The 24,319-nt window shown below is 43.8% G+C and carries 21 protein-coding genes; 15 read left to right on the top strand and 6 right to left on the bottom strand.

The window, feature by feature from the left end:
* Positions 1-47 precede the first annotated feature (47 nt).
* Positions 48-968 (bottom strand): sensor histidine kinase, encoded by a 921-nt coding sequence (locus ABIN22_RS22750; protein WP_346911472.1) that lies wholly within the window; start codon positions 966-968, stop codon positions 48-50.
* A gap of 4 nt (positions 969-972) precedes the next feature.
* Positions 973-1,671, bottom strand: coding sequence for a VanR-ABDEGLN family response regulator transcription factor (vanR, locus tag ABIN22_RS22745; RefSeq protein WP_346911470.1), 699 nt, complete (start codon positions 1,669-1,671; stop codon positions 973-975).
* A 269-nt stretch (positions 1,672-1,940) separates the two neighbouring features.
* Between vanR and ABIN22_RS22740 the strand changes: the two genes are divergently transcribed.
* Genes ABIN22_RS22740 through ABIN22_RS22730 form a run of 3 tightly spaced genes read left to right on the top strand, consistent with a single transcriptional unit; the run spans position 1,941 to position 6,308 of the window.
* A complete protein-coding gene (locus ABIN22_RS22740) occupies positions 1,941-3,140 on the top strand; it encodes a GGDEF domain-containing protein (protein WP_346911468.1) in 1,200 nt (399 codons plus the stop codon).
* A gap of 15 nt (positions 3,141-3,155) precedes the next feature.
* A complete protein-coding gene (locus ABIN22_RS22735) occupies positions 3,156-4,364 on the top strand; it encodes a GGDEF domain-containing protein (protein ID WP_243099262.1) in 1,209 nt (402 codons plus the stop codon).
* A gap of 24 nt (positions 4,365-4,388) precedes the next feature.
* A complete protein-coding gene (locus tag ABIN22_RS22730) occupies positions 4,389-6,308 on the top strand; it encodes a sensor domain-containing diguanylate cyclase (protein WP_118619533.1) in 1,920 nt (639 codons plus the stop codon).
* A gap of 71 nt (positions 6,309-6,379) precedes the next feature.
* Here ABIN22_RS22730 and ABIN22_RS22725 read toward each other — a convergent pair whose 3' ends face one another.
* Positions 6,380-6,922, bottom strand: coding sequence for a helix-turn-helix domain-containing protein (locus tag ABIN22_RS22725; RefSeq protein ID WP_330405376.1), 543 nt, complete (start codon positions 6,920-6,922; stop codon positions 6,380-6,382).
* Between the two features lie 147 nt (positions 6,923-7,069).
* Here ABIN22_RS22725 and ABIN22_RS22720 point away from each other — a divergent pair, with 147 nt between their 5' ends.
* Positions 7,070-7,651 carry a LysE family transporter gene (locus tag ABIN22_RS22720; RefSeq protein WP_346911465.1) on the top strand — a complete coding sequence of 194 codons (582 nt, stop codon included), beginning with the start codon at positions 7,070-7,072 and terminating at the stop codon, positions 7,649-7,651.
* Positions 7,652-7,662: 11 nt separating this feature from the next.
* Here ABIN22_RS22720 and ABIN22_RS22715 read toward each other — a convergent pair whose 3' ends face one another.
* Entirely contained in the window at positions 7,663-8,553 is an 891-nt protein-coding gene (locus ABIN22_RS22715; RefSeq protein WP_118619527.1) for a LysR family transcriptional regulator, read from the bottom strand.
* Positions 8,554-8,846: 293 nt separating this feature from the next.
* On the opposite strand from ABIN22_RS22715, the gene ABIN22_RS22710 reads away from it, so the two are divergent.
* The 4 genes from ABIN22_RS22710 to ABIN22_RS22695 all read left to right on the top strand — a co-directional run bounded on the left by ABIN22_RS22710 (position 8,847) and on the right by ABIN22_RS22695 (position 12,765).
* A complete protein-coding gene (locus tag ABIN22_RS22710; RefSeq protein ID WP_346911463.1) occupies positions 8,847-10,112 on the top strand; it encodes an SLC13 family permease in 1,266 nt (421 codons plus the stop codon).
* Positions 10,113-10,163: 51 nt separating this feature from the next.
* The gene (gene ttdA, locus ABIN22_RS22705; protein WP_118619523.1) at positions 10,164-11,063 is read left to right on the top strand and encodes a L(+)-tartrate dehydratase subunit alpha; all 900 of its coding nucleotides are present in this window, start codon (positions 10,164-10,166) and stop codon (positions 11,061-11,063) included.
* Positions 11,063-11,689, top strand: a complete 627-nt coding sequence (gene ttdB, locus ABIN22_RS22700) for a L(+)-tartrate dehydratase subunit beta (protein WP_346911461.1) — start codon at positions 11,063-11,065, stop codon at positions 11,687-11,689. The genes ttdA and ttdB overlap by 1 nt, the downstream gene beginning before the upstream one ends.
* A 161-nt stretch (positions 11,690-11,850) precedes the next feature.
* Positions 11,851-12,765 (top strand): tyrosine-type recombinase/integrase, encoded by a 915-nt coding sequence (locus ABIN22_RS22695; protein WP_346911459.1) that lies wholly within the window; start codon positions 11,851-11,853, stop codon positions 12,763-12,765.
* A 22-nt stretch (positions 12,766-12,787) separates the two neighbouring features.
* Here the strand turns inward: ABIN22_RS22695 and ABIN22_RS22690 are convergent, their stop codons facing one another.
* Positions 12,788-13,051 carry a hypothetical protein gene (locus tag ABIN22_RS22690; protein WP_109731812.1) on the bottom strand — a complete coding sequence of 88 codons (264 nt, stop codon included), beginning with the start codon at positions 13,049-13,051 and terminating at the stop codon, positions 12,788-12,790.
* A gap of 23 nt (positions 13,052-13,074) precedes the next feature.
* On the bottom strand, positions 13,075-14,037 hold the full coding sequence (gene dapA / locus ABIN22_RS22685; protein ID WP_346911457.1) for a 4-hydroxy-tetrahydrodipicolinate synthase: 963 nt from the start codon (positions 14,035-14,037) through the stop codon (positions 13,075-13,077).
* Between the two features lie 246 nt (positions 14,038-14,283).
* Here dapA and ABIN22_RS22680 point away from each other — a divergent pair, with 246 nt between their 5' ends.
* The 7 genes from ABIN22_RS22680 to ABIN22_RS22650 all read left to right on the top strand — a co-directional run.
* On the top strand, positions 14,284-15,267 hold the full coding sequence (locus tag ABIN22_RS22680; RefSeq protein ID WP_346911455.1) for a LacI family DNA-binding transcriptional regulator: 984 nt from the start codon (positions 14,284-14,286) through the stop codon (positions 15,265-15,267).
* A gap of 300 nt (positions 15,268-15,567) precedes the next feature.
* The gene (locus tag ABIN22_RS22675) at positions 15,568-16,797 is read left to right on the top strand and encodes an ABC transporter substrate-binding protein (protein ID WP_346911453.1); all 1,230 of its coding nucleotides are present in this window, start codon (positions 15,568-15,570) and stop codon (positions 16,795-16,797) included.
* 115 nt (positions 16,798-16,912) lie between these two features.
* Positions 16,913-17,797: a carbohydrate ABC transporter permease gene (locus tag ABIN22_RS22670; protein ID WP_109731816.1), complete on the top strand. Its 885-nt coding sequence runs from the start codon at positions 16,913-16,915 to the stop codon at positions 17,795-17,797.
* A 23-nt stretch (positions 17,798-17,820) separates the two neighbouring features.
* Positions 17,821-18,651, top strand: a complete 831-nt coding sequence (locus ABIN22_RS22665; RefSeq protein ID WP_109731817.1) for a carbohydrate ABC transporter permease — start codon at positions 17,821-17,823, stop codon at positions 18,649-18,651.
* Positions 18,652-18,669: 18 nt separating this feature from the next.
* Complete coding sequence (locus ABIN22_RS22660) at positions 18,670-20,154, top strand: glycoside hydrolase family 32 protein (RefSeq protein WP_346911450.1); 1,485 nt, start codon at positions 18,670-18,672, stop codon at positions 20,152-20,154.
* A gap of 35 nt (positions 20,155-20,189) precedes the next feature.
* On the top strand, positions 20,190-21,545 hold the full coding sequence (locus ABIN22_RS22655; protein WP_346911448.1) for a NosD domain-containing protein: 1,356 nt from the start codon (positions 20,190-20,192) through the stop codon (positions 21,543-21,545).
* Between the two features lie 334 nt (positions 21,546-21,879).
* Positions 21,880-24,319 (top strand): MBG domain-containing protein (locus ABIN22_RS22650; RefSeq protein ID WP_346911446.1); only part of this gene is annotated, 2,440 nt, incomplete at its 3' end.

Below are 24,319 nucleotides of genomic sequence, written 5' to 3'. Positions count from 1 at the left end.
AAGAGGTAAGATAACACCCTCTGCAAAAAAGGTATCGTTATCTTACCTCAACAAATGGTAACCCTTACTTCTTTATCATCCTTCTCTGCCTTTACCCTGATTACAGACTCCGGGTAGCTGTAGGCGGCTGCATTTTTCAATATGTTCTGGAAAACCCGTGCTAGCTTTACTGTATCCCCATATACCGTGATTCCTTCCCCGACATCTAAATCAATCGAATTCTTCCATTTCTGAAGGATCGGATAGAACTCATCTGCCATTTGTACAAGCATATAAGAAAGGTCTAAAGTTTCCTTTTCCAGAATAATCTGATTGAGATTGTACCGGGTAATGTCAAAGAACTCCTGTATCAGCCGTTCCAGCAGCAGGGATTTTTCAAACACAATAGTCGTATATTTTTCCCTCTGCGGTGCAGGCATGTCCCGGGCCTCATCCAGAAGGCTCAGGTAGCCGATGATGGAAGTCAGCGGTGTTTTCAGATCATGGGCGAGATAAGTAATCATATCATTTTTCCGGGCTTCTTCCTCCTTCATAATCCGGGCGTTCCGCTCCATTTTTGTCTTGATTTGAGTCATCTGTACTGCAATTTCTGCATATTCTGATGGAAACACCATGTCTGCGTCTATATCGTGTTCCATGAAGCTGTGTATCATCCGGCCGGCCCCTGAGATTGTCCGGGCTGACATTTTCTTTCCGTAGAATCTGGCTGCACCGGCTGCAAGGGCGGCTGAAAGTAAAGCTCCTAAGCAGAACAGCTCCAGTATCAGCATTTTGAATTTGGGCCAGTTGATTTCTGATATAGTCATTGTAAGACCGGATGTATCCTGTGGTTCTGTATGTGTCCATACATAATTGTCCTGAAACCAGTCAACAAAGCTGCCATTTAGTATGTAATCACCAAAATAAAAGATTCCGTAACATAATACTAAGACAGCCCCGAATAAGGCGGCTGTCTTAACCCATTTCATACTCTTAGCTTTCAATTTTATATCCGCACCCCCATACTGTTTTGATATACCTCGGGTTCTCAAAGGAATCATGCATTTTCTCCCTTAAATGTCGTATGTGAACCGTGATCGTATTATTATTTTTGCGGAAATACTCGTCCTCCCAGATCTGTCTGAAAAGACTTTCGGCACTTACTACCGCGCCATGATTTTCACAGAGAATCCACAAAATCTTAAATTCCGTAGGGGTGAGTGAGAGAGGGCGTTCGTTTAAGGTACATTCATGTGTTTTCGCATTGAGTACCAGTCCGGAAACCATAATGACCTGATCTTCCTGTGACGGGGCTGTGCTGTTATACCTTTTATACCTCCGCAGCTGTGCCTTCACGCGTGCAACCAGCTCCAGAGGCAGGAATGGCTTCGATATATAATCATCCGCGCCTAGGGTAAGTCCGGTTATTTTGTCAAGTTCTTCCCCTTTTGCTGTCAGCATAATCACCGGGAAATGATAGGACTCCCTGACTCTGCGGCAAAGCTCATACCCATCCAGCCCCGGCATCATTACATCCATAATTGCCAGATCCGGTGGATGATTTATGATACATTTAAAAGCTTCTTTAGAATCATAAAACTTTTTAATAAAATAATTTTCATTATCAAGATAGCACTCTACGAGATCGGCAATCTCTTTCTCATCATCTACAATCAAGATTTTTTCCCTCATGATAATTAGTCACATCCTTTTAATTTTTTCTTTATTATAGACAATGGAGGTAAATATTTTTTTAGGAATTTCTTATGAAAAAATAAAAATGACTGGGGTGACCAGAAGGATGACAGTAAAGGACATATTAACTTGAACTTTCATGCGTCCTGAACTATAATTAAATGAATTATATCGTTTCTGTTCACACTGTGCCGTGTACTCCAATGCATGGCATCAAGCCAATAAAGTGATGTCTTAAAGACATCTGCAGGAGAGGAGGGGATCGTTTGATATATTTCAGCTGGGGTCTGTTTGTACCGGTTCTTTTTTCTTTATTATATGGCATAACGGGTTACAGGGCGATGCGGGCCCTTGGTTATACACAAAAAGGCGGAGTAACTGAAAGAATATGGATGACCCTTCCGGTCCTGCTGCTGCTTACACTATGGTGCATCTGTAACTTTCCGATACCGCTCCTGTATGGTCTGGTATTTGCAGGAAAGATATTCCGCCTGTTCCAGAAGGGGATTAAGCGGAATATGGAGTTCTTTATTGTCAACCTTACTCATTTGATGACAATGGCACTTCATTTGATCCTGATTGGCGTAATTGCCCTGATTATGGAAGCGACGATGAAGGAGCTTTTACAGCAGCCGTTTTGGCGGATTTCTACATGTGGGGTTACTCTGGCCGTTGATAGTCTTGTGTTCAGTCTGGTTCCCAGATTGAAAACGCCTTTGGGAATCATAAAGACCAGATCGGACAGCGAAGAAATCAAACCCTTTATGACGTTTCTCTGGTTTGCCAATTTCTCACTTATGATTGACAGTATACTTTGCTTATCTGGGAACAGCTGGAAGCTGCTGCCTTTATTTCTGGTCGGAAGCACGCTGCTTCTGGAATTTTATTTAGTCGGTTTCCTGCGCCATCTCTACTCTATTCTGAGTGTTCAATATTTGGAAGAGGAGCACTATCATTTACAGAGGGAACTTGAACATCAGGACCGCAGCGCATCCGAATTGAGGAACAAAACGGCTATGGAGCCAATGACGGGCATCTTTTCCCGGCGGTATATTCTGGAACAGGCAGAGAGGCTGCTTAAAAACCGGGAACGATTTTCTGTCGTTTATATTGATATGGATCATCTTAAGCAGATAAATGATCAGGAGGGACACGATGCGGGGGACCTTTACCTGATCCGGTTCGCCAGAGAATTCAGTGCCTGCCTGAGAGCAACAGATATTTTTGCCAGGATCGGCGGCGATGAATTTGCAGTGCTTCTTCCGGGCTGTATGCCTGAGAGGGCAATGCAGCGCCTGGAGGGGATCAGGAGACATCTGGCGGGAGATCTTGAGCCGCCTTTTTCGTTCAGCTATGGTATCGCAACTTTTCCGGAAAAGGCTGAAGAGGATGGAGACAGTGTAGAAATGGTTTTCAGAAGGGCTGATTTGGCCATGTATCAGGATAAACAGACGAGAACAAGGTAGGAAGGGGGAGCGTGTATGCTGAAACTGCTGCTGACGGCGACAGCCTATTTATATTTTCACGGGCGTTATTTCAGGCTGGCAAAAGGACTCGGACAGAACTCCTGTATGAGTGGCTGGTTTGTTTTATTAAGCTTTGTGGTCAATTATGGCTTTTTCTATGTCTGCAGCGTATTGGAATTTTCTTTGGTGATTAACTGGCTTTTCTTCGCGGTACTGCTGTTATTTGAGACGGCCATGTTTAACAGGGGCGAGTGGAGAAATGCGTTGTTTGTCACGTCCCTTGGTATTATCTGCGGTCTGGCGGTCAATATTTTCTGCCGAAGCGTCATTGCGATTCTGATACAGCAGCCGCTGCAGAATTTTGATAACCGTATTTCCAGTGTCGGTAACTTAAAGAGTATTCCGATCTTCTGGGGCTTTTTGCTTGCGGGGGTCATTCTGCATGTTTTCAGCCGTCCTGTTTTCCAGAAACGTTTGAATCTGATCTTAAGCTATCCACAGCACCAGACGTTTTTAATGGAGATGATGATCGGATTGTTCTTTTATCTGTTTCTGAATCTTTTGTTGTATTCGACGCCGAATAACAGCCTGCTTTTAAAGATCTGGAGCATTAAATCCAGCCTGTTCTGTGCGACCGGCTTTTACATTGCAATCTGGTATACGAGAAGGATCTGTGAGCTGAGTGATTACAGGGAGGAGAACCGGCGGATTCTTGAGGAACTGGAAGAAAAAAAGAGAGAAGAGGAACTTCTCAGGCAGGAAGTGATCCGCGACATGCTCACTGGGCTGTATAACAGGCAGTATGCAGAGGAGACGATTGCCTCCATGATGGAACAAAACATAAGTTTTACGCTGTGTTTTCTGGATCTGGATGGCCTGAAGAACGTCAACGACCAGTTCGGGCATCTTGCCGGGGACCGGTATCTTAATATTGTAGTGGGGCAGCTCTGCCGTGCCTGCCGGGATAAGGAAGACCTTCTCTTCCGCTATGGCGGGGATGAGTTTTTGGTACTCTTCCGGAATATGGAAGCAAAGACAGCGGAAGAGAGGATGGAGAATGTCAATGAGAAACTGCATGCGATGAGCGAAGAGGAATTTCCTTTGTCCATTAGTTTTGGCGTGGCGGAAAGCGCTTCTCATTCTGACTGGAAGGCACTGGTTCAGGAGGCTGACAGGAAGATGTACCGGCAGAAGCAGAGCCGGTGGGCAGAGAGATCACTATAATATTGAGGGGGGTGGAGGGCTATTATGAAGAAAAATGTTTTGTTCCGTACTAACTTAATGGTCTGTATCGTCATTATTATTGGTTTCATTATTACATCTGCCATTAGTTACAAGTCAAATCAGGGGATATTCAGAAAAGATATTGAGAACGTATCCATGCTGACATCAGATGGCATTTACCATCAGATAGACTCCATTTTTACAAAACCGATCAATATCTCAATGACTATGGCGAATGACAGCCTGTTGAAAGAGTTTCTGGATGGGGAAGAGCAGCATCTTAAGGAACAGGAATTCATTGGGAAAATGCGGGATTACTTGAATGCTTACAGGGATAAATATGAATATGACTCGGTCTTTCTGGCTTCGGTTAAAACGAAAAATTACTATTACTATAATGGCCTGGACCGTATTTTAGAGGAAGGTGATCCGGAAAATAACTGGTTTTATGATTTTCTGGATCAGAATACGGATTATGGCATACAGATCGATAATGATCAGGTTGAGGGGGCCGGGAATGAGGTGACTGTCTTTATCAACTGCCGTATCATGGATGACAGGGGAACAGTTATGGGTGTGGTCGGTGTGGGATTCCGGGTAGATTCCCTCCAGTCCCTGCTGAAAAGTTATGAGAATGATTTTGGAGTGAATGCTTATCTGGTGGATGAAGAGGGCAATGTAGAGATCTCCGGCAGCCATACCAGATATGAAGGAAAAACGAACCTGTTCGGGCGATGTGCCTTTACAGATCTGAAAGACATAATTCTGGGAAGCCGTGAAAAGACACAGAATCTGTGGTATCATTCCCAAAACAGGAGCGGCTATGTAGTCAGCAGTTTCATTGAGAATCTGGGATGGTTTTTGATTATAGACAATGATACGACACCTTTAAGCAGGAAACTGATGGTACAGCTTCTGCGGGAGACACTGATTCTGGCGGTCATTATTGTTCTTGTGCTGGTCACGATTACTTCCGTGATACGCCGTTATAACAAGAGGATCATAGAATTGACTGTCAGGGCTGAAAAAGTGCATCAGGCAGTGTTTCAACAGGCGACCGAGCAGCTATATGAAAATATCTATGAAATTGATATTACCCATAATCAGGCAGCCAGTGAAGCTACTGCCCAGTATTTTGCAAGCCTGGGAGCCCCGCCTGATATACCTTATGAAAAAGCTCTTTACATCATTGCGGAAAAGCAGATCATGGAAGAGTACCGGGAAGGCTATATTCAGACATTTTCCCCGAATCATGTGCTGGATTCGTTTGAGAAGGGGATTGAAAACCTGCAGTATGATTTCATGATTACTACAGATGGTGAACATTATTACTGGATGCGTATTACGGCCCAGATTTTCCGGTGGCAGGAAGATAATTCGGTGCGTATGCTGGTGTACCGCCAGAATATTGACGAACAGAAAAAGCATGAATTGTATATGCTGGAGCAGATGCAGAGGGATCCGCTTACCGGGCTGTATAATAAGGCAGCTGCGCAGGAGCATGTCCGCCGGATACTGAATGATCAGCCGGAGAGCATGTTTGCTTTCTTCATACTGGATATAGATTACTTTAAACAAGTCAATGACAATTTTGGTCATGCGGCTGGGGACCGGGTACTTAAAGAATTTTCCAATACACTTAAGAACCAGTTCCGGGAAAATGATATCGTCGGAAGAATCGGTGGCGATGAATTCACTGCATTCATGCCGGTTCCCAAGGCAGAGATGGCAAAAGAGCGCGCCGGGGAACTGGTGAACGTGCTGCAAAGGCGCACAGAGACTGACGGAATCCATATCACTGCAAGCATTGGGGTAGCTCTGGCAATAGGGAGGGACACGGATTTCGAGAACCTATACAAGACAGCTGATTATGCCTTGTACAAGGCTAAGAAGCAGGGGCGGAACAGATATGTGATTACAGATGTAAATGGGAATCCGCAGTAATACAAATGCATACCCCAGTTGACAAGGGCAGACCGTAGACTGGGGGTATGCATTTGTAATCTCCAAAATAGTCAGGGGTTATAAAGGATCATATGCAGAACAGCTGTTTCCTTTCCTGTATTTTTATATGAGTGGACAACATCGGCCTTAAAGCGGATGCTTTCACCCTTTTCGACTACGAATCTTTCGCCGTCAGCGAAAATTTCAATTTTCCCTGTAAATATTGTAATGAATTCAGTGGTTCCCTTTAAATGCGGTTCCGATTGCCAATAGCTATTCATATCCAGTTCCAGATAGTAAACTGCAAACCTGCGGTTCTCATCGTCCGGAAAAAGAGGGTAGTTTTTCACATTCCCATTATCTTCAAGTATTGGTTGAATCTCTGCAGTTTTTACAATTTCGTACGGGCTTTCAGGCCGGACGGTTAAAGCGTCAAATGGCACTTTCATTCCATTTGAAATCTTCCATAGTGTGGACAAAGTCGGATTTCCGTCACCACGTTCGATTTGTGCGAGCATACTTTTGCTGACCCCGCTTAGTCTGGCGAGTTCATCCATGCTTAATTTATTTTCTTCACGCAGTCTCTTAATATTTTTAGCAACAATTAAATTCATTGAATCCAAAAAAACACTCCCTTCTATTGACAATATAATGTACGAGATGTATCATTATATCGTACAAGTGCGATATAATATTCATTTTATAACATTATACTGTTTTTTGTGGCGCATTGTAAAGTGTAATGTAGAAAGAGGTCAGATATGTTTCATTTATATGATTTTTTGATTTACTGCTTTATTACAGCCTACACACCGGGAGCAAACAATCTGCTTTCCATGAGTAATGCAATACGGATGGGATTTAGGCGGAGCATCCGTTTTAATATCGGTATACTGGCCGGATTTGCAGTAGTGATGTCTGTTTGTACCGCTTTCAGTGCAGCGCTCTATTCACTTCTGCCAAAAGTAAAGATGTTCATGCAGATAGCGGGAGCTGCTTACATGCTGTATCTGGCATGGAAAGTCTGGAGGAGTTCTGCGGATTTGGATGCAGGTGCCGGAAGTGAGGCAGGTTTCCTTTCCGGTATGTTACTGCAGTTTGCGAATCCTAAAATCTACATCTATGCAATAACCGCAATGTCCCTTTATATTCTGCCTGTGTATCATTCTGTTAGTTCCATGATTGCATTTACAGTTATTCTGACGTTGATTGGAGCATCGGGGTCCTTTGTGTGGGCACTGTTTGGTTCTGCTTTCTGCAGGGTTCTTTCGAGGCATACAAAGGCCGTTAATATGGTAATGGCGCTTTTGCTTGTATATTGCGCCGTTGCACTATTCATTTAATAAAAGTATACTTACTTGACATATCTCATATCAGCCGCATATTTTCTGGTAAATGAGATGTATTTTTCTACACTGCTGTTAATATATTTTCCCTTTTTCCATACAAGCCCAATTTCCTGTCTGATTGCCGGTGAGACAGGGATACTGGCCAGATCAGGCATATTTTTCAGAATGGAAGAGTAGAGGAAGGCACCTCCCAGATTGTTTTTAATAAAATTCTGAATCGTATACAGCTGGCTTGCCTGCAGAATTACATTCGGCTTTACTCCAATGCTTTCGAACAGTGAGTTTAACGTGGTGTTCTGCACGGAGTCTGTGTTATACATGATGAGTGGTTCATCCTTTACCATCCCGATGGATACTTCCTTTTCCTTTGCCAGATGGTGTTCAAAAGACACGCAGAATACAATCTGGTCAGAAAGAATCTGATAGGAATTCAATTTATCTATTTCATAAAAATTCATATTGACCAGCGCAAGGTCCAGTATATCTTCCTGTACAAGGCTGGCGGCACGGATGGAACCATATTCAAGCAGTTCTACTGGAATGTCAGGATATTCTTTCTGGAATGCGATGAGCATGTCCGGGAAGAATATTGTACTTAAGAGCGGGGGAATGCCAATCCGGATCGGAGTAACCTGCCTGCCAAGGTCAAGGAGCTCGGAGGACGTCTGATTTATAGTATTGAGCAGTTCACTTGCTTTTTGATAGAAGACCTCGCCCTCTTTTGTCAGGGTCATGTGATTTTTCGTACGGGTAAACAAACTAATTGAGAATTCCTTTTCCAATTCACGGATTGCACTGGATATTGCCGGCTGTGTTACATAGAGTTTCTGGGCCGCCTGTGTAATGCTGTGATAACGGCTCACGGCACAAAAGTATTCTAACTGAATGATTTTCATGACATTCCCTTTCTTTTTTTAGATAGTCATTTTGAACAAATTTACTGAAAAACCATCTTCTGTTAATCTGCATTATAGCATATTTCTGGTAAAAATACTCAAAGTTCCAAATTGTGTTAATTTTTTTTTATAGTAGTATCAGTTTTCATAAATGTACAAATAAAAATACAGCCGATATAATAAAGGCATAGCAAATCGTAATGAATCGGCCGTCTTGTTACTTTTGATTTTGCCAAAGACTAAGATCATCTGGTCTGTAATAAACAATTATAAAAAGGAATGGAGGAAAAAGAATGAGTCCATCTATAATAACCCTGCTCTTTCTCCTGTTTGCGGTAGTCATGTTCGTGTTTGAGAAGGTTCCGCTTGGAGTCACTTCGATGATTGTCTGTATAGGACTGGTCATAACAGGGGTGCTGGATGTTAAGACTGCTTTTGCGGGATTTATTGACAGCAATGTCATCTTATTCGTTGCAATGTTCATTGTCGGGGGTGCTTTATTCGAGACAGGCATGGCAAACAAGATCGGCAGCATCGTAACGAGGTTTGCCAAAACTGAGCGTATGCTTGTAGTTGCGATCATGGTAATCGTAAGCCTGATGAGCGGTGTCTTGTCTAATACAGGTACGGCTGCCGTGCTGATTCCGGTTGTAATAGGAATTGCTGCGAAATCAGGGTATAAAAGATCCCGGCTTCTGATGCCGCTGGTATTTGCGGCGGCAATGGGAGGTAATCTTTCACTGATTGGTGCACCGGGAAATCTTATTGCGCAGAGTGCACTGCAGGAGATTGGTCTGAAATTCGGATTTTTTGAATATGCCATTGTTGGATTTCCCATTTTAATCGTAGGAATTATATTCTATGCAACCATTGGCTATAAGCTGCTTCCTAATAATGATGTAAAGGATGACGGGACATACGATACAGAAAGAGATTTCAGCCAGGTCCCGGCATGGAAACAGTGGTTATCATTGGTAATTTTGATTTTTACACTGCTGGCTATGATTTTTGAAGACAAGATAGGTATTAAACTCTGTATTTCCGGTGGAATCGGAGCCTTGTTATTGATTTTGACAGGTGTTATTTCTGAAAAAGATGCATTAAAATCTATAGATCTAAAAACAATCTTTTTATTCGGAGGAACACTTTCTCTGGCTGCGGCCCTGCAGGAAACAGGGGCAGGGGGACTGATTGCCGGTAAAGTAATCGGCGCACTGGGAGATAACCCTTCGCCATACATATTGACTTTAGCCGTATTCCTGCTTTGCTGTTTATTGACAAATTTCATGTCCAATACGGCAACTACGGCGCTTATGGTTCCTATTTGTCTTTCGATTGCCCAAGGGATGGGAGCAGATCCCAGAGCGGTACTGATGGCTTGCGTAATCGGCGGTTCCTGTGCATATGCAACACCAATCGGTATGCCGGCTAATACGATGGTGGTAGGTGTCGGCGGGTACAGATTTATGGATTATGTAAAGGCGGGATTCCCGTTAATTATTATTGCAACAATTGTAAGCATGGTTATTCTCCCGATTGCGTTTCCATTCTTCCCATAAGGGAAAAGATCGTGATATGAAAACAGAATACAAAAACAAGGAGGTAAAGATATGGATAAGAAAGAACAGGTAGAGCAGCTTACCAATTATATGGCTGGATTTGTGTCTTATATTGGAAAAGTACTGCCGGATGATATTATTGCTAAGCTGGATGAGCTTGCGGAGAAAGAGGATGGCCCGCTTTCTAAGGTTATCTATGAGACAATGAAAAGGAATCAGGTACTGGCAAAAGAGTTAAACAGACCGAGCTGTCAGGATACAGGGGTCCTCCAGTTCTGGTTAAAATGTGGTGCAAAATTCCCTCTGATCGGAGAATTGGAAGCGCTGTTAAAAGAGGCTGTTGTAAGAGCCACGGTCGAGGCGCCTCTTCGTCATAATAGTGTAGAAACATTCGACGAGTATAATACGGGGAAGAATGTCGGGAAGGGTACGCCGACTGTATTCTGGGATATTGTACCAGACAGTGACCAGTGTGAAATCTATACATATATGGCAGGCGGTGGATGTACACTCCCGGGAAAGGCTATGGTTCTAATGCCGGGGGCCGGATATGAGGGTGTGACAAAATTTGTTATGGACGTAATGACATCTTATGGATTGAATGCCTGCCCGCCACTTCTTGTGGGTGTTGGCGTGGCGACTTCCGTTGAGACGGCGGCCCTGCTTTCCAAGAAAGCTTTGATGAGGCCCCTTGGAAGCCATAACGAAAATGAGCGCGCGGCATCTATGGAGCGGCTGCTGGAAGACGGCATTAATTCAATCGGCCTCGGACCACAGGGCATGGGCGGAAAGTATTCTGTTATGGGTGTTCATATTGAGAATACAGCAAGGCATCCATCTACAATCGGTGTTGCGGTCAACGTTGGATGCTGGTCACACAGGCGGGGGCATATCATTTTTGATAAGGATCTTAACTATACAATTACGACTCATTCGGAGGTGACTTTATAATGCTGGAAATGAAGGATGGAAAGAAAATACTGACAACACCAATATCCGCTGAAGACTTGTCTGATATACATATTGGAGACATTATTTATTTGAACGGAAGCATGACAACCTGCCGTGACGTGGCACACAGACGGCTTGTTGAGGCCGGACGTGAGCTTCCGGTTGATGTAAGAGATGCCGCTATTTTCCATGCCGGCCCGATCATTCGCCCTTTAGAGGATGATAAATTTGAAATGGTATCTGTAGGACCGACTACAAGCATGCGTATGGAAAAGTTTGAAAAAGAATTTGTGGAACAGACAGGTGTAAAGGTAATTATTGGAAAAGGCGGTATGGGGCCGAACACGGAATATGCATGCAAAAACTATAAGGCAGTCCACTGCGTCTTCCCGGCGGGAAATGCAGTAGTAGCGGCAACTGAAGTGGAAGAGATCATAGATGCCCAGTGGCGTGATCTTGGAATGCCGGAGACATTGTGGCACTGCCGTGTAAAAGAATTTGGGCCGCTGATCGTATCCATTGATACAGAAGGACGTAATCTGTTTGAGGAGAATAAGGTAATCTTTAATGAGAGGAAAGATAAGGCCATTGAAGAGATATGCAAACAGGTAGGATTTATTAAATAAAACGATTTAAAACCAGATTTTTGCCAATGGAGTTTTGTAAAGAGATAATGCAGAATATCTCTTTACAAAGCTCTTTTCAATATGTTATAGTATGAATATACTTATAACACAATCAATTCTTTCCGCTTCGCGGACTACATACAAGGGAGGGGGAGGCTAACATGAACAGTATCTATGCATCGGAGCAGATAAAACAGCTAATCTGGCCGGATTTCACGGCGCATTTTAAAAACAGTACGACTGCGGCATCTTACCACGGGGATATCTGCGAGATTATGAATCTGTATAAAAAGGATTTTCTTAGTCTCACAGGCAGAGATGTATCAGACTACTACAAAACGATGAAAGAAAAGATAAATAAAGGCCAGATCCAGCCGGGCACACTTTCAAAAAAGATGCGTGAACTGAATTCTTTTGCATCATTCATATGTGAAAACAGGCCACATTATCAGGTTCCTGCCGCTTACCAGAACTATTTTAATCCGCATATGAAAGAAATTGAAAAGATAAGCAAACATGCAAGATCCATTCCGATTGAGCACATAGATAAGTTATTAGAGGCGGCGGAGGATGACTATATGTCTTACTGTATCATTACCCTGATTCACCGCATGGGGCTGTCATCAACTGAGATCATAGAAATCCGTCCGGAAGATTTCACTGAATATGACAACGGTGTATATCTGAATATACCAGAACGAATGCGTCCTGTATTTGTTTCAGAAGATGTTTATTTAATATTAGAAAAATATTTAAGTTTACGGCAGGATCATGAATTCCTGTTTTACAACAGCCGTGGTAATAAGCTGAATACCATGTATATTAGCCGCATGATGAAGAAATACACAGGGATTGCGGGAACTCCTTCCTACAGTGCCGAGGCACTTCGCAATTCCTGTGCTTATGCCATGTTTGCGTATCATGCAGCCCCCGGCCAGGTTGCACAGGAGATGGGAGTTACGGAAAGTCAGATCAGACGATATAAAAATATGAATTATATGGATACTCTGTCCAGATCCACGCGCCATCTCGTAAAGATTAAGGTAGAGCCCCCATCCGGCTTTTCGTCTCTGTAAAATTTGAATGAAAGTATATTTTTTATGCCGCCGTGTGGTGTTTCAGGTGACAGGTTTTATTTATAAGCGAACAGTATATCATCCAGTATGTGGGTTCGGATGCATCGTTGATTTCAAGCAGACTGATCTTATAATCATATCCGTCAATGGTAATTCTACTGTAGTCAGGAACCGGACAGACTCTGTATGTTAAACAATGTTCACGGCAGAAATGTTTGATTAAATCCAGAACCGCTTTACGGTTTTCCGGCAGTTGTTTGCTGAATAGAATATATGCAGTTTTCATAAGGCACCTCCTGTTTCTACTGCTTATTGATTATGTTTTAAGATGTAACCCGAATTTTCTGGAGTATGTATAGTAACGGAATTCATACGTTTCCCGGAGCTCAGCAGGCCATATTTCTGCAGTGTGGAATATAGTTTCTCAGCCATCGCCGGGTACATATCACAAAGGGGGAGCCTGCAGGGGCCGGCCTGATAGCCTAATGCGCGCATAGCCTGTTTGACAGGGATTGGATTGATATCTAAAAACAAAGCTTCAATCAGTTCCAGATATTTCAGCTGCAGGCTGTCACTTTCACTGGTATTACCTTCAAAGTATGAGGCGCAGATGGTGTGCACCTCTGACGGAACAATGTTGGAGAGGACGGAAATCACACCTTTTGCTCCAAGGGCCAGTGCAGAGGTTATCTGGTCATCGTTTCCGGAATAAATAGCGAGGTCATCCTTGCACAACGCCGCGACCTTTGCAATTTGGGAAAAATTGCCGCTTGCTTCTTTCACTGCCGCGATATTCTCAATTTCACTGAGCCGTTTGAAAGTCGTCGGATAAATATTTACGCCGGTGCGGGACGGAACGTTATAGAGAATGATAGGAAGCTCTACTGCTTCTGCACATGCCGAGAAGTGAAGAAATAATCCCTGCTGGGAAGCCTTGTTATAATATGGTGTAACATGGAGCAGTGCATCTGCACCAGCTTTTTCACATTCCTTTGACAGATAGACTGCATGGGCAGTGTTGTTGCTGCCGGCTCCTGCGATCACAGGGATCCGTCCTTTTACATGCCTGACTGCATGTTGTACGAGCTCTATGTGTTCGCCATCGGTCAGTGTAGAACCCTCTCCGGTTGTTCCGGCAATGATGACGGCATCTGCACTTTCACGGATCTGCATGTCTAACAGATCATCAAAAGCAGAAAAATTGATTGAAAAGTCGTTATTCATAGGGGTAATAAGGGCAGTACCCACACCTTTAAATATTAATTTTTTCATGATATAGTCTCCTTATATAGATTTATTTGAATTAGGATTATCATATAAGCTTCCCTGTAAAAAAGGGATAATGTTTTTGCTTATGATATTAATATTGTATAAGGATTTCAAACTAATAGTGACTTACCTGATGTACTGTTTTCCATAATCTTTTTACAATCTTAAAAGTGGCGTACGTTTTCTGATTGACTTTTACCTAAAAGCAACTAAAATGTAAGTAAGAGAGAAAAGAAGCAGGTGAGATATATGGCGAGTATGAGAGATGTTGCAAAGAAGGCGAATGTGGGACTTGGTACGGTGTCAAGAATGCTCAACGACAGTGGGTATGTGTCAGAGGAGACCCGGAGCAGAATCGAAGCAGCAATGAAAGAATTGGATTATACGCCGAACGAACTTGCCAGGAACCTGTACCATAAAAGGACAGGTATCATCGCAGTTCTTGTACCGAATGTCTCCAATACGTTCTTTGCAGAATTTGTTGACCATGTGGAATATGAACTTTATAAGGCCGGATATAAGATGATGCTCTGTACGACGGAGAAGGAATTCAATGCCGAGATGGAATATCTGGATATGCTGAACCGCCATATCGTTGACGGCGTCATTACAGGGGCCCATTCCCTTGCGGTAGAAGAGTACCGGAAAATCCATAAGCCGATTGTTGCTCTGGACAGATATTTAGGTGAGGATATTCCTGTTATTGCGGTGAATCATAAGGAAGGCGGAAGGCTGGCGGCTGAGACGCTGATCAGGAACGGCTGTAAGCATGTACTTCACTTCTGCGGAAAAGTAACAGTGGAATCTCCATATCATGAGCGGCATTTTGAGTTTACACGTATTATGAAGGAAAATAACATACAGACTTATAATTATGAGTTGGGAAGGAACCGTCTGGATTCAGAGTATTATAAGAAAGTCGTGGAAGACGTATTCGCTAAAGGAATTGAGTTCGACGGCGTTTTTGGCGTGGACAGGCCTGTCATTGAATGCATGAATGAAGTGATCAGAAGACATAAGAGAGTTCCAGAAGACGTGAAGTTTGTGGCATATGACGGCACGTTTATTACGGAGATGGTAGAGCCTGCACTGACAGCGATAGTTCAGCCTATTGAAGAACTTGCAAAGGAGTCTGTGAAACTTGTGTGCAGTCTTGTAAATGGAAAAGTCTATAAAAACAAGCAGGTGAGTCTCAAGGTCGAATTGCGTAAAGGAAAGACAACGATAGTATAAATGTTAAAAATGCACAAAACTGATAGTCTATTTTTGGATATTAGTTCTTAAAATTTCGTAAAGTAAAAAATAGTATTGACTTATGAAAAGTTTGGCATATAATAGATTTATAGAAAGCAGTTGTCTTATTTTTTTTCATAAATATGGAACGGGTTCCATAGTCAGAAAACGAAAGAAGACAATATTTTTTACATAATATGGAACGGGTTCCACATTATGGGTGTAAGAAGAATATGATGAACCATATAAATGGTCATTATATAGAAATTGACTCATGTGTAAAGTAAAAGGAGGAGAAAGATGAAGAAGAAAATTCTCAGTATCATGCTTGTGGCAGTAATGGCAGGAACAATGGTTACAGGATGTGGATCAGGCGGAGACAAAAAGGAGTCTAAGGGGGATGCGAACAGTATTACGGTCCTTGTAGAAAGTGGTTCACCCGCGGAGGCGCTGGCGAATGAGACGGCGGCATCCTTTGAAGAAGAGACCGGATGTAAAGTGGTTGTGGATGCGGTTGCCTATACAGGCATGTATGACAAGCTTTCCACAGAGATTAAGGCAAAACAGGCAGCACATGATGTAGCATGCATGGATTTTGTATGGCTGGCGGCATTTTCAGAGGCAATTGAAGAAGTTACGGATGCGGATACAAGTGATTTCCTTCCGACACTACAAGAGAGCGGTACGATTGACGGGAAGCTGCTCGGATATCCGATGTGGGTGAATGCTAAAGTGCTGATCTACAGAAAGGACCTGATTCCGGAAGAAAAGGTTCCTACGACATGGGAAGAATATCAGGCACTTGCAAAAGAACTGAAGACAGATGATATGTTTGGAACAACAGTTTTCGGCAGCGGTTCTGATGCAGTATGTTCATTTCTTGATTTTGCATGCCAGGCAGGGGCGGAGGGGCTCGTGTTTGATAAAGACGGCAATGTAAACATTACAGATCAGGCTTATGTGGATGCACTGAACTTCATGGTTGAGAATGCGAATGCCGATTACACACCGGCAGATTCACTGTCAACAGCGGCGACGGAATCTCAGGAACTCTTCACGAACGAGAAGGTAGCCATGCAGTTGAACTGGAGCCACCAGTATCCGGCGGCAGTAGAAGCTCTCGGGGCAGATAAAGTAGGCTGTGCGCCGATGATCGGTGGAAGTGCCGGAGTCGGGGCAACAACAGGCCCTTGGTACGAATGCGTAATGAAGAACTCTGAAAATAAAGAGATGGCTAAAAAATATGTGGAATTTATGTATGATCACAATGCAGATTATATGAATCTTACTTTAAAGATCGCCGGAAGAACATCTGTATATGAGGAAGCCGGAAAAACAGCAGGTAATGAGCATACAACCGCAGTTCTTGAGACACTGGAAGCAGGACAGTCACAGGCAAGGCCTATGGTAACGACATGGTCCCAGATTGAAGAAGTTTTGACAGGTGTTGTAGAGTCCAGCCTTGGCGGTGCTGATGTGAAAGAAACACTGGAGTCGGCTAAGACAGAGATTGAAGCAATCGGCAGATAGTAAGGAAGACAGTGAAAAGAGCACGTTCAAACAGGTGAAATGTTCAGCAGAGGGTGTTACATGGCGTTTGGGATAACGCCCGCAGCGCCCTCTGTTTAAAAAGGCGGTAGTGAAAATGAGATTGATTTCAAGAAAAACCTTATTATTATTCTTTCTGCCGGGTGCGGTATTTATGGGTGCGTTTCTGATATATCCGATCATTACAATGGTAATCGACAGTTTCTTTAAGATTGGGATTACAGGTGATAAGACCTTTATCGGTCTTGAGAATTACATCCATGCATTTACAGCCGGTGGTTTTTTAAAACAGTTAAAAAATACATTACTTTATATCGTAATTGCCGTAGGAATTGAGACGGTTATGGGTTTGTTGTTCGCATTATTTTTTGAATTAGATTATAAAGGAAGCAAGATTATACGTTCGTTTATGATGGCTCCTCTTATGATAGCACCATTAGTTGCAGGTCTTACATGGAAACTGATGATGAGTTCCAGTTTTGGAATTGTGAATGAACTTCTGACAAGGGTTGGAATTTTATCCAGCAGCACGGATATTCTCTGGCTCGCAGACGAAAGATGGTCGCTGATCGCCTGCTGTATTGCGGATATCTGGCTCACTACACCATTTATGATGCTAATGATACTGGCCGGGCTGCAGGGGCTGGATTCCAGTATGCTGGAGGCTGCAAAGATAGATGGGGCAAATATGGTCCAGCAGGTGTTTGCCATTAAGCTTCCGGTTATCAAACCGGTTTTGCTGACGGCATTGTCTGTGAGAATTATTGACGCCGCCAGAACCTTTGACATTATATGGGCGATGACCGAGGGCGGTCCTAACAGTTCTTCGGAAACGATCAGTATTATTATCTATAAGACATTGACACGATATAACGATATTGGCTATGCAAGTGCAATGGCAGTCGTATTCATTGCCGTACTGGTAATATTTACACTCGTATTCATGCAGAGCCTTTGGAATCCGAAGAAAAAGAGCAGCTAGTGGTCTGATAGGAGGCGAAAAAAGTGAAGAAAAAAGGCGAAATCGGAAAAAAGCTGGGGATTACTCTGTCTGTGATTCTCACCGTGTTCTGGCTTTTCCCGTACATATATGTAATTTGCTGCTCCTTTAAACCGGGAGCAGAGGTCATCGCAGTTCCACCCAGATTTTTCCCGAAAGTTTTTTCAATAGAAAGTTTTTCGGAACTGCTCAATCGAATGGACGCACTGAAGTTTTTATTCAACAGTCTGAGTGTTTCCCTGATTAGCACAGTTATTGCGCTGATTCTGGGTTCCCTTGCGGCGTATGCGATCCAGCGTTCAGGTGCAAAACTGTCTATCATTCTGGTGGTTTTGGTTTTATGCCTTAAAATGATCCCTACATCCAGTATCGTAGTGCCGATTTATGAACTGATCTGCAATCTGGGATTATACGATACAAAAATTGCACTGATTATCGTGTACGCGGCGATCAACATGCCGTTTGTTATGTGGACGATGCTCAGTTTTTATGAGGGAATCCCGACAACGCTGGATGAGGCGGCTTTTGTAGACGGGGCGAGCAGTCTGCAGACATTCAGGAAGGTTATTCTGCCGATCTGCAAGCCGGGACTGGCAACGGCGTTTATATTTACACTGTTCCTTGCATGGAACGATTTCCTTGTAGCTCTGCTGCTGACCAGTACGAACGCAAAGACGTTTACAGTCGGACTGGCCGGATTTTTGTCAGCATACAACCTGGATCTGGGGCCAATGTGTGCAGGAGCGTTTTTATTTAGTTTCCCGGTAATGATTATTTCTCTTGCGGCTCAGAAGTATATTGTACAGGGCATGACTGCCGGGGCCGTTAAGGGGTAGAAACAATGGAGGAGTCTTATGTCCAGAGAATTGATGCAACAGAATATAGAAAAGGCTCAGCGTGAGATAGACAGTAAGAAAGAGATGATAAAAAACGGAAAAATGCGTCAGCATTATCATTTTATGGCGCAGACAGGATGGATGAATGATCCGAACGGGCTGATTTATTATAAGGGGAAATACCACTTCTTTTACCAGTATAATCCATATAATGGATTCTGGGACAGTATGCACTGGGGACATGCGGTTAGTGATGACATGCTGCACTGGGAGTACCTGCCCCTTGCACTGGCTCCGAGTGAACCGTATGACAATCATCTGCGGGGCGGCTGCTTTTCAGGCAGTGCAATCGAGCATGACGGCAGGCTGTTCCTGATGTTTACGGGAACTACCAATGAAGGGGACGGGTTCGAGCAGACACAGTGCATCGCATACAGTGAAGACGGAATCCATTTCGAGAAATACGAGGGAAACCCGGTACTGACTGCCCCGGACAGTATTCCGACAGACCGATTCCGGGACCCGAAGGTGTGGAAACACGGGGATATGTACTATATGGTATGCGGCGCGAGCAGGGATAATAATGCACTGGCGCTGCTCTACCGGTCAGAGGATATGTTCCACTGGGACTTTTTCAATGTGCTGGCCGAGAGCCGCGGTGAATGGGGATTTATGTGGGAATGCCCGGACTTTTATAGATTAGGTGATAAATATGTCCTCACATTTTCACCGATGGGTTCAGGAGAGCATACCGCGGTGTATCTGGTCGGTGACTTCGACTATGAGACCGGGAAGTTCGACTACCATGTCAATGACGAGATTGACTGGGGCTTTGATTTTTACGCGCCGCAGTCCTTCCTGGCACCGGATGGAAGGCGGATTATGGTCGGCTGGTCCAATGAATGGGAGTGGATGCCGCTGTGGAAGGACTGGGGCCCGACGTATAAGGAAGGCTGGTGCGGTTCTTTCAATCTTCCGCGGGAAGTGCGCGTGATGGAAGATGGGACACTGCAGTTCGTGCCGGTTGCGGAGACGGAAATGTTAAGGGAGAACCCTGAATATCAGGACAGTTTTGTAGTTACAGAGGAAGAAAAAGAGCTGAAAGCCGGGGACGGGGTTTCTTTTGAACTGAAGATGAAGATAGATCTTGAGAAAACGGATGCCGATAAGGTAGAATTAATCATACGGTGCGGTGAGGGAAAGAAGACTGTATGCCGGTTTGACTTTAAAAACTCAGAATTAAGCGTGGACCGGAATGAGGCAGACGGATGGAGCCGGGGCGTATCGAGAAGCACCATGTTCCTGAAAGGGAAGAGTGAACTGGATATCCATATTTTTTCAGACCAGAGCTCCCTTGAAATCTTTACAGACCGGTACCAGAACAATCATTCCAGCAATGTATTCGCGGGGGACCGGCAGAATCAACTGAAAATCCGCGCATCTGGGGGCAGTGCCGTGATCAGCGGGTATGAATCCTACGGGATGAAGGAGTGCTTCAGATAGACAGTGGAACAGTGTGTAATCAGGAGGAATTGTGAATGGCCAGTAAAAATTATTACGATGTAACAGAGTGGAATGTAGGAAATCCGTATGAGGATATCGGCGAAGTAATCAACAGCATTATTGCAGATATAAAAAGCAGGCAGACGGAAACAGATTTTCACGGAGGGGGAAAACCGGGGGCCGCAATCTATATCCCGGCCGGGGACTACCACCTCCGCACACAGGTTGTGATAGATATCAGCTATCTGAAGATTATGGGATCAGGACATGGCTTTATATCTTCCAGTATCCGTTTCAATATTCCGGAGCATGAATGGGCGGGTCTGCACGAATTGTGGCCGGGAGGAAGCCGGATACTGGTTGACCTCTCCCCGGAAGCAGGCGGAAATGAATCGGTGGGAGCGGCATTTTATGTGGAACGCGGCGGCGACCCGCGTATCAGTTCTGTGGAATTTGAGAACTTTTGTATTGACGGTCTGCATTTTGTGGACGATGGTCTTGGAAAAGCAGACCCGGAAAATACATACGCGAACGGGAAGACAGGGATTTATATTGCCAGTGCTCAGGATTCTTTCAGGATTACAGGGATGGGATTTGTGTATTTAGAGCATGGAATTACGATATACCATGCAGATGCACTGTCTATACATGATAATTTCATAGCGGAATGCGGCAGCTGCATAGAACTGCGGGGAGCAGGACAGGCATCGAAGATAACCGATAACCTGATGGGGGCCGGGTATAAAGGCTATTCCATCTATGCCCAGAATTTTGGCGGCCTTCTGGTGACGGCGAATAATATTTTCCCACGTGGGACAAGCAGCGTTCATTTTGACGGTGTTGCCCGTTCGTCTGTCACAGGCAACAGGTTCCACTCGTTCTATCCGGGAATGCTTGTATTCGAGGGGAATTGCACGGAAAATCTGGTCTCATCCAACCATTTCCTGCGTGACCATGAGCCCTGGGCCCCGATGCAGGCGCTGGACAACGGGATCGATGACCTGTATGGTCTTTTGTATATCAGCGGTGACCATAATTCAATCATCGGCAATCATATATCAGAGACCATTGGTAAGCAGTATATTAAGCCGTCAGGGGCAAAGCCTGTCATCATCCGCGTTGCTGCGGGAAGGGGAAATTACATCTCGAACAACCATATTGTCGCAACAACAGAAGCCGCAAAGACTCAGTCTGCGGGGGACGGTTCCTGCTTCTCTGCGCAGGTAGGGGCACTGCTGACTACGGAGGAATTAGCGGCGCTTGATGTGACGGCAGTACTGATAGAGAAGGAATCCGTGCAGAATACAGTCCTGGATTCGGGGAGCGAGGCGCAGGTCGTTCTGGATCAGAAAGTAAATGCGTTCAGGGGGACGCCGGTGCCGTTACAGTGAATCTTTGGAGGAAGTGAACAGTATTTATAAAATTTTAAAACCCGATAGTCCTTGTAAAAAAGTTGTTAAAAACAGGGATTATCGGGTTTTTAGGTGAGAAGTTATCTGTGTTGATTACCGTCCCGTATTTTTCAAAGGAAACGATAATAGTTTGCATAACATGATACATTCTGTGCAGAAATAGCTACATTCTATGTGATTGATGGGCTGTTTCTGCTTTTTTATTTTAATATGAGAGTGTATGATATCGCTTATTCGTCCAACTGATATCGCAGAGTAAAAGGATGATTGTGCCAAAGGCACACGTAACGGAAAGAGAGGGACAAAATAACACATGAATAACAAAAAGAAACAGACAGCGGCAGTCGCAATGGCAGCCGTGTTAAGCGTTTCCACTGTGGTAAACCCTATTACTGTCAGGGCACAGGAAAATGAACCACCTGTAACGCAGGGCATTGCACAGGATAACGTAAACGGGAAGAAGGAAACAGGGAAAGAAACTGCCCCGGCCATCGCACCGCCGGAGAACCTGCAGGCAGCGGAAGGTACGCCGCTAAAGGAAATCGCACTGCCCGAGAATTGGACATGGGCAGATGAAAGCACAATCCTGTCGGCAGATGTGACGGAATATCCGGCATATGTAACAGTTGATGATGAAACCTATGATTATGCGGTGGTAGAGGGGTATCACGCAGAGGGACATTATGTGGAAGTCCGGCTTTCTGTCGCGGTGGAACTGCCGGAAGAAGAAAGAGCAGAACTACAGGGAGAAATATCAGTAGAACCACCAATAATGGAAAGTCCATTATTGAAGAGAGCGGCCTATGTACCATATAATATAGTTGATGTGGAAATCAATGCAGAAAATTTCCCGGATGCAGCATTTAGAAAATATTTAAAAGAGGATACAACAATCAATCCCAATGGTGACGATATATTATCAGCAGCAGAGATAGCAGCCGTAACGACTATTAATGTTTATAATAATGCAGACATTACCGACTTGGTTGGTATTGCAAACTTTTCCAGTTTGAAATCCTTGTATTGTGAGAACTCTGGCATTGCAAGTCTGGATGTCAGCGGCAATGCCAATTTAACAACCTTATATTGCGGCAACAATGCAAAACTGAAAACTCTAAATGTAGATGGAGCTTCTGCTTTACAAGAATTGAGCTGCTACAGTACAGGTATTGCCAGTCTTGACGTTAGCAACAATACAAATTTAAAAACCTTGAAGTGTTACAGTAATACAAATCTGGAAACCTTAAATGTAAATGGAGCTTCTGCTTTAAAAAGCTTGAGTTGCTACAGTACAGGTATTGCCAGTCTTGATGTTAGCAACAATACTAATTTAGAAACCTTGGAGTGCTTCAGTAATACAAATCTGGAAACCTTAAATGTAAATGGAGCTTCTGCTTTAAAAAGCTTGAATTGCTACAGTACAGGTATTTCCAGTCTTGATGTTAGTAACAATACTAATTTAAATAAATTGCTTTGCAACCAGACTAGCATTGCCAGTCTTGATGTCAGCAGCAATGCAAAATTAGAAACCTTGTGGTGCTTCAGAAATAGAAAATTGAAAACTCTAAATGTAAAAGGAGCTTCTGCTTTAAAAAGTGTCCAATGCCAAATCACTAACATTGCCAGTCTGGATGTAAGTAACAATACCACTTTAACGGCCTTGGATTGCAGCGATACTCCTCTTGCCTACTTGAGCCTAGGGATAAATGCGGGATTAACAGTCTTAGATATGCCAACGGACACAATAGTGTCTTTCGAAGTCACAGAGGACACATTCATCATTGAAGATAAAATTGCCGGTATTGATAAAAATAAGGTTTCGATCACAAGTGGTGCAGATTATGATTCAACAACTGGTGTTGTCAGTAACTATGTGGCGGGAACACCAATTGTCTATGTATATGACTGTGGTACAGCGAATGGTGTTAATAAGACTTTGACGGTAAAAATAAACCTTACTGGGTTAAAAGAAGAAAGCAGCATTACTGTTACGGAAACGTTGGATAAGACCTATGATAAGAAGCCTGTCAGCAGTGCACCCACTGTAAGCAAGACGGGAAGTACAGGTGCCATTACCTATACATGGGAGAAGAAAAAGAACGATGGCAATTGGGAAAGCATTGCAGCAGCACCAACGGATGCCGGAACATATCGGGTAACAGCAACCGTAGCGGCCGATGATAGCTGTAAAGAAGCGAGCTCCACACCAGTAGAATTTATCATTTCCAAAGCTGACATCACAATCTCTATTACTGACGCTTTGGATAAGAACTATGATGGAATTGCTGTCAACAGCACACCGACCGTGAGCAAGGCAGGAGGCACAGGCGCAGTAACCTACACATGGGAGAAGAAAAAGAATGCTACAGAATGGGAAAGCATTGTAACAGCACCAACGGATGCTGGAACGTACCGGGTAACAGCATCCGTAGCGGCTGATGATAATTACAATAAAGCAAGCTCAATAGCAAAAGAATTTATCATCGCCAAGGCTGATAGCTCTATCTCTATTTCTGCAAATTTAAATAAGAACTATGATGGAAAGGCTGTCAATAGTGCACCAACTGTTAGTAAAGTAGGAAGTACAGGCGCAGTAACCTACACATGGGAGAAGAAAAAGAACACTGAGGAATGGGAAGGTATTGTATCTGCACCAACGAATGCCGGAACATATCGTGTAACAGCAACCATAGCGGCCGATGATAATTACAATAAAGCAAGCTCAATAGCAAAAGAATTTATCATCGCCAAGG

It is taken from the genome of Faecalicatena orotica (assembly GCF_905197545.1).
GTDB classification, from domain to species: Bacteria; Bacillota; Clostridia; order Lachnospirales; family Lachnospiraceae; genus Faecalicatena_A; species Faecalicatena_A orotica.
Note: the sequence above shows the minus strand (reverse complement) of the source record. Positions and strands in the feature narration are given on the sequence as shown.

Bases quoted from the DNA above. Each gene is read 5' to 3' on its own strand.
- ABIN22_RS22750 (WP_346911472.1), bottom strand. From the start codon at position 968: ATGAAATGGGTTAAGACAGCCGCCTTATTCGGGGCTGTCTTAGTATTA.
- vanR (WP_346911470.1), bottom strand. From the start codon at position 1,671: ATGAGGGAAAAAATCTTGATTGTAGATGATGAGAAAGAGATTGCCGAT.
- ABIN22_RS22735 (WP_243099262.1), top strand. From the start codon at position 3,156: ATGCTGAAACTGCTGCTGACGGCGACAGCCTATTTATATTTTCACGGG.
- ABIN22_RS22730 (WP_118619533.1), top strand. From the start codon at position 4,389: ATGAAGAAAAATGTTTTGTTCCGTACTAACTTAATGGTCTGTATCGTC.
- ABIN22_RS22725 (WP_330405376.1), bottom strand. From the start codon at position 6,922: ATGAATTTAATTGTTGCTAAAAATATTAAGAGACTGCGTGAAGAAAAT.
- ABIN22_RS22720 (WP_346911465.1), top strand. From the start codon at position 7,070: ATGTTTCATTTATATGATTTTTTGATTTACTGCTTTATTACAGCCTAC.
- ABIN22_RS22715 (WP_118619527.1), bottom strand. From the start codon at position 8,553: ATGAAAATCATTCAGTTAGAATACTTTTGTGCCGTGAGCCGTTATCAC.
- ABIN22_RS22710 (WP_346911463.1), top strand. From the start codon at position 8,847: ATGAGTCCATCTATAATAACCCTGCTCTTTCTCCTGTTTGCGGTAGTC.
- ttdA (WP_118619523.1), top strand. From the start codon at position 10,164: ATGGATAAGAAAGAACAGGTAGAGCAGCTTACCAATTATATGGCTGGA.
- ttdB (WP_346911461.1), top strand. From the start codon at position 11,063: ATGCTGGAAATGAAGGATGGAAAGAAAATACTGACAACACCAATATCC.
- ABIN22_RS22695 (WP_346911459.1), top strand. From the start codon at position 11,851: ATGAACAGTATCTATGCATCGGAGCAGATAAAACAGCTAATCTGGCCG.
- ABIN22_RS22690 (WP_109731812.1), bottom strand. From the start codon at position 13,051: ATGAAAACTGCATATATTCTATTCAGCAAACAACTGCCGGAAAACCGT.
- dapA (WP_346911457.1), bottom strand. From the start codon at position 14,037: ATGAAAAAATTAATATTTAAAGGTGTGGGTACTGCCCTTATTACCCCT.
- ABIN22_RS22680 (WP_346911455.1), top strand. From the start codon at position 14,284: ATGGCGAGTATGAGAGATGTTGCAAAGAAGGCGAATGTGGGACTTGGT.
- ABIN22_RS22675 (WP_346911453.1), top strand. From the start codon at position 15,568: ATGAAGAAGAAAATTCTCAGTATCATGCTTGTGGCAGTAATGGCAGGA.
- ABIN22_RS22670 (WP_109731816.1), top strand. From the start codon at position 16,913: ATGAGATTGATTTCAAGAAAAACCTTATTATTATTCTTTCTGCCGGGT.
- ABIN22_RS22660 (WP_346911450.1), top strand. From the start codon at position 18,670: ATGTCCAGAGAATTGATGCAACAGAATATAGAAAAGGCTCAGCGTGAG.
- ABIN22_RS22655 (WP_346911448.1), top strand. From the start codon at position 20,190: ATGGCCAGTAAAAATTATTACGATGTAACAGAGTGGAATGTAGGAAAT.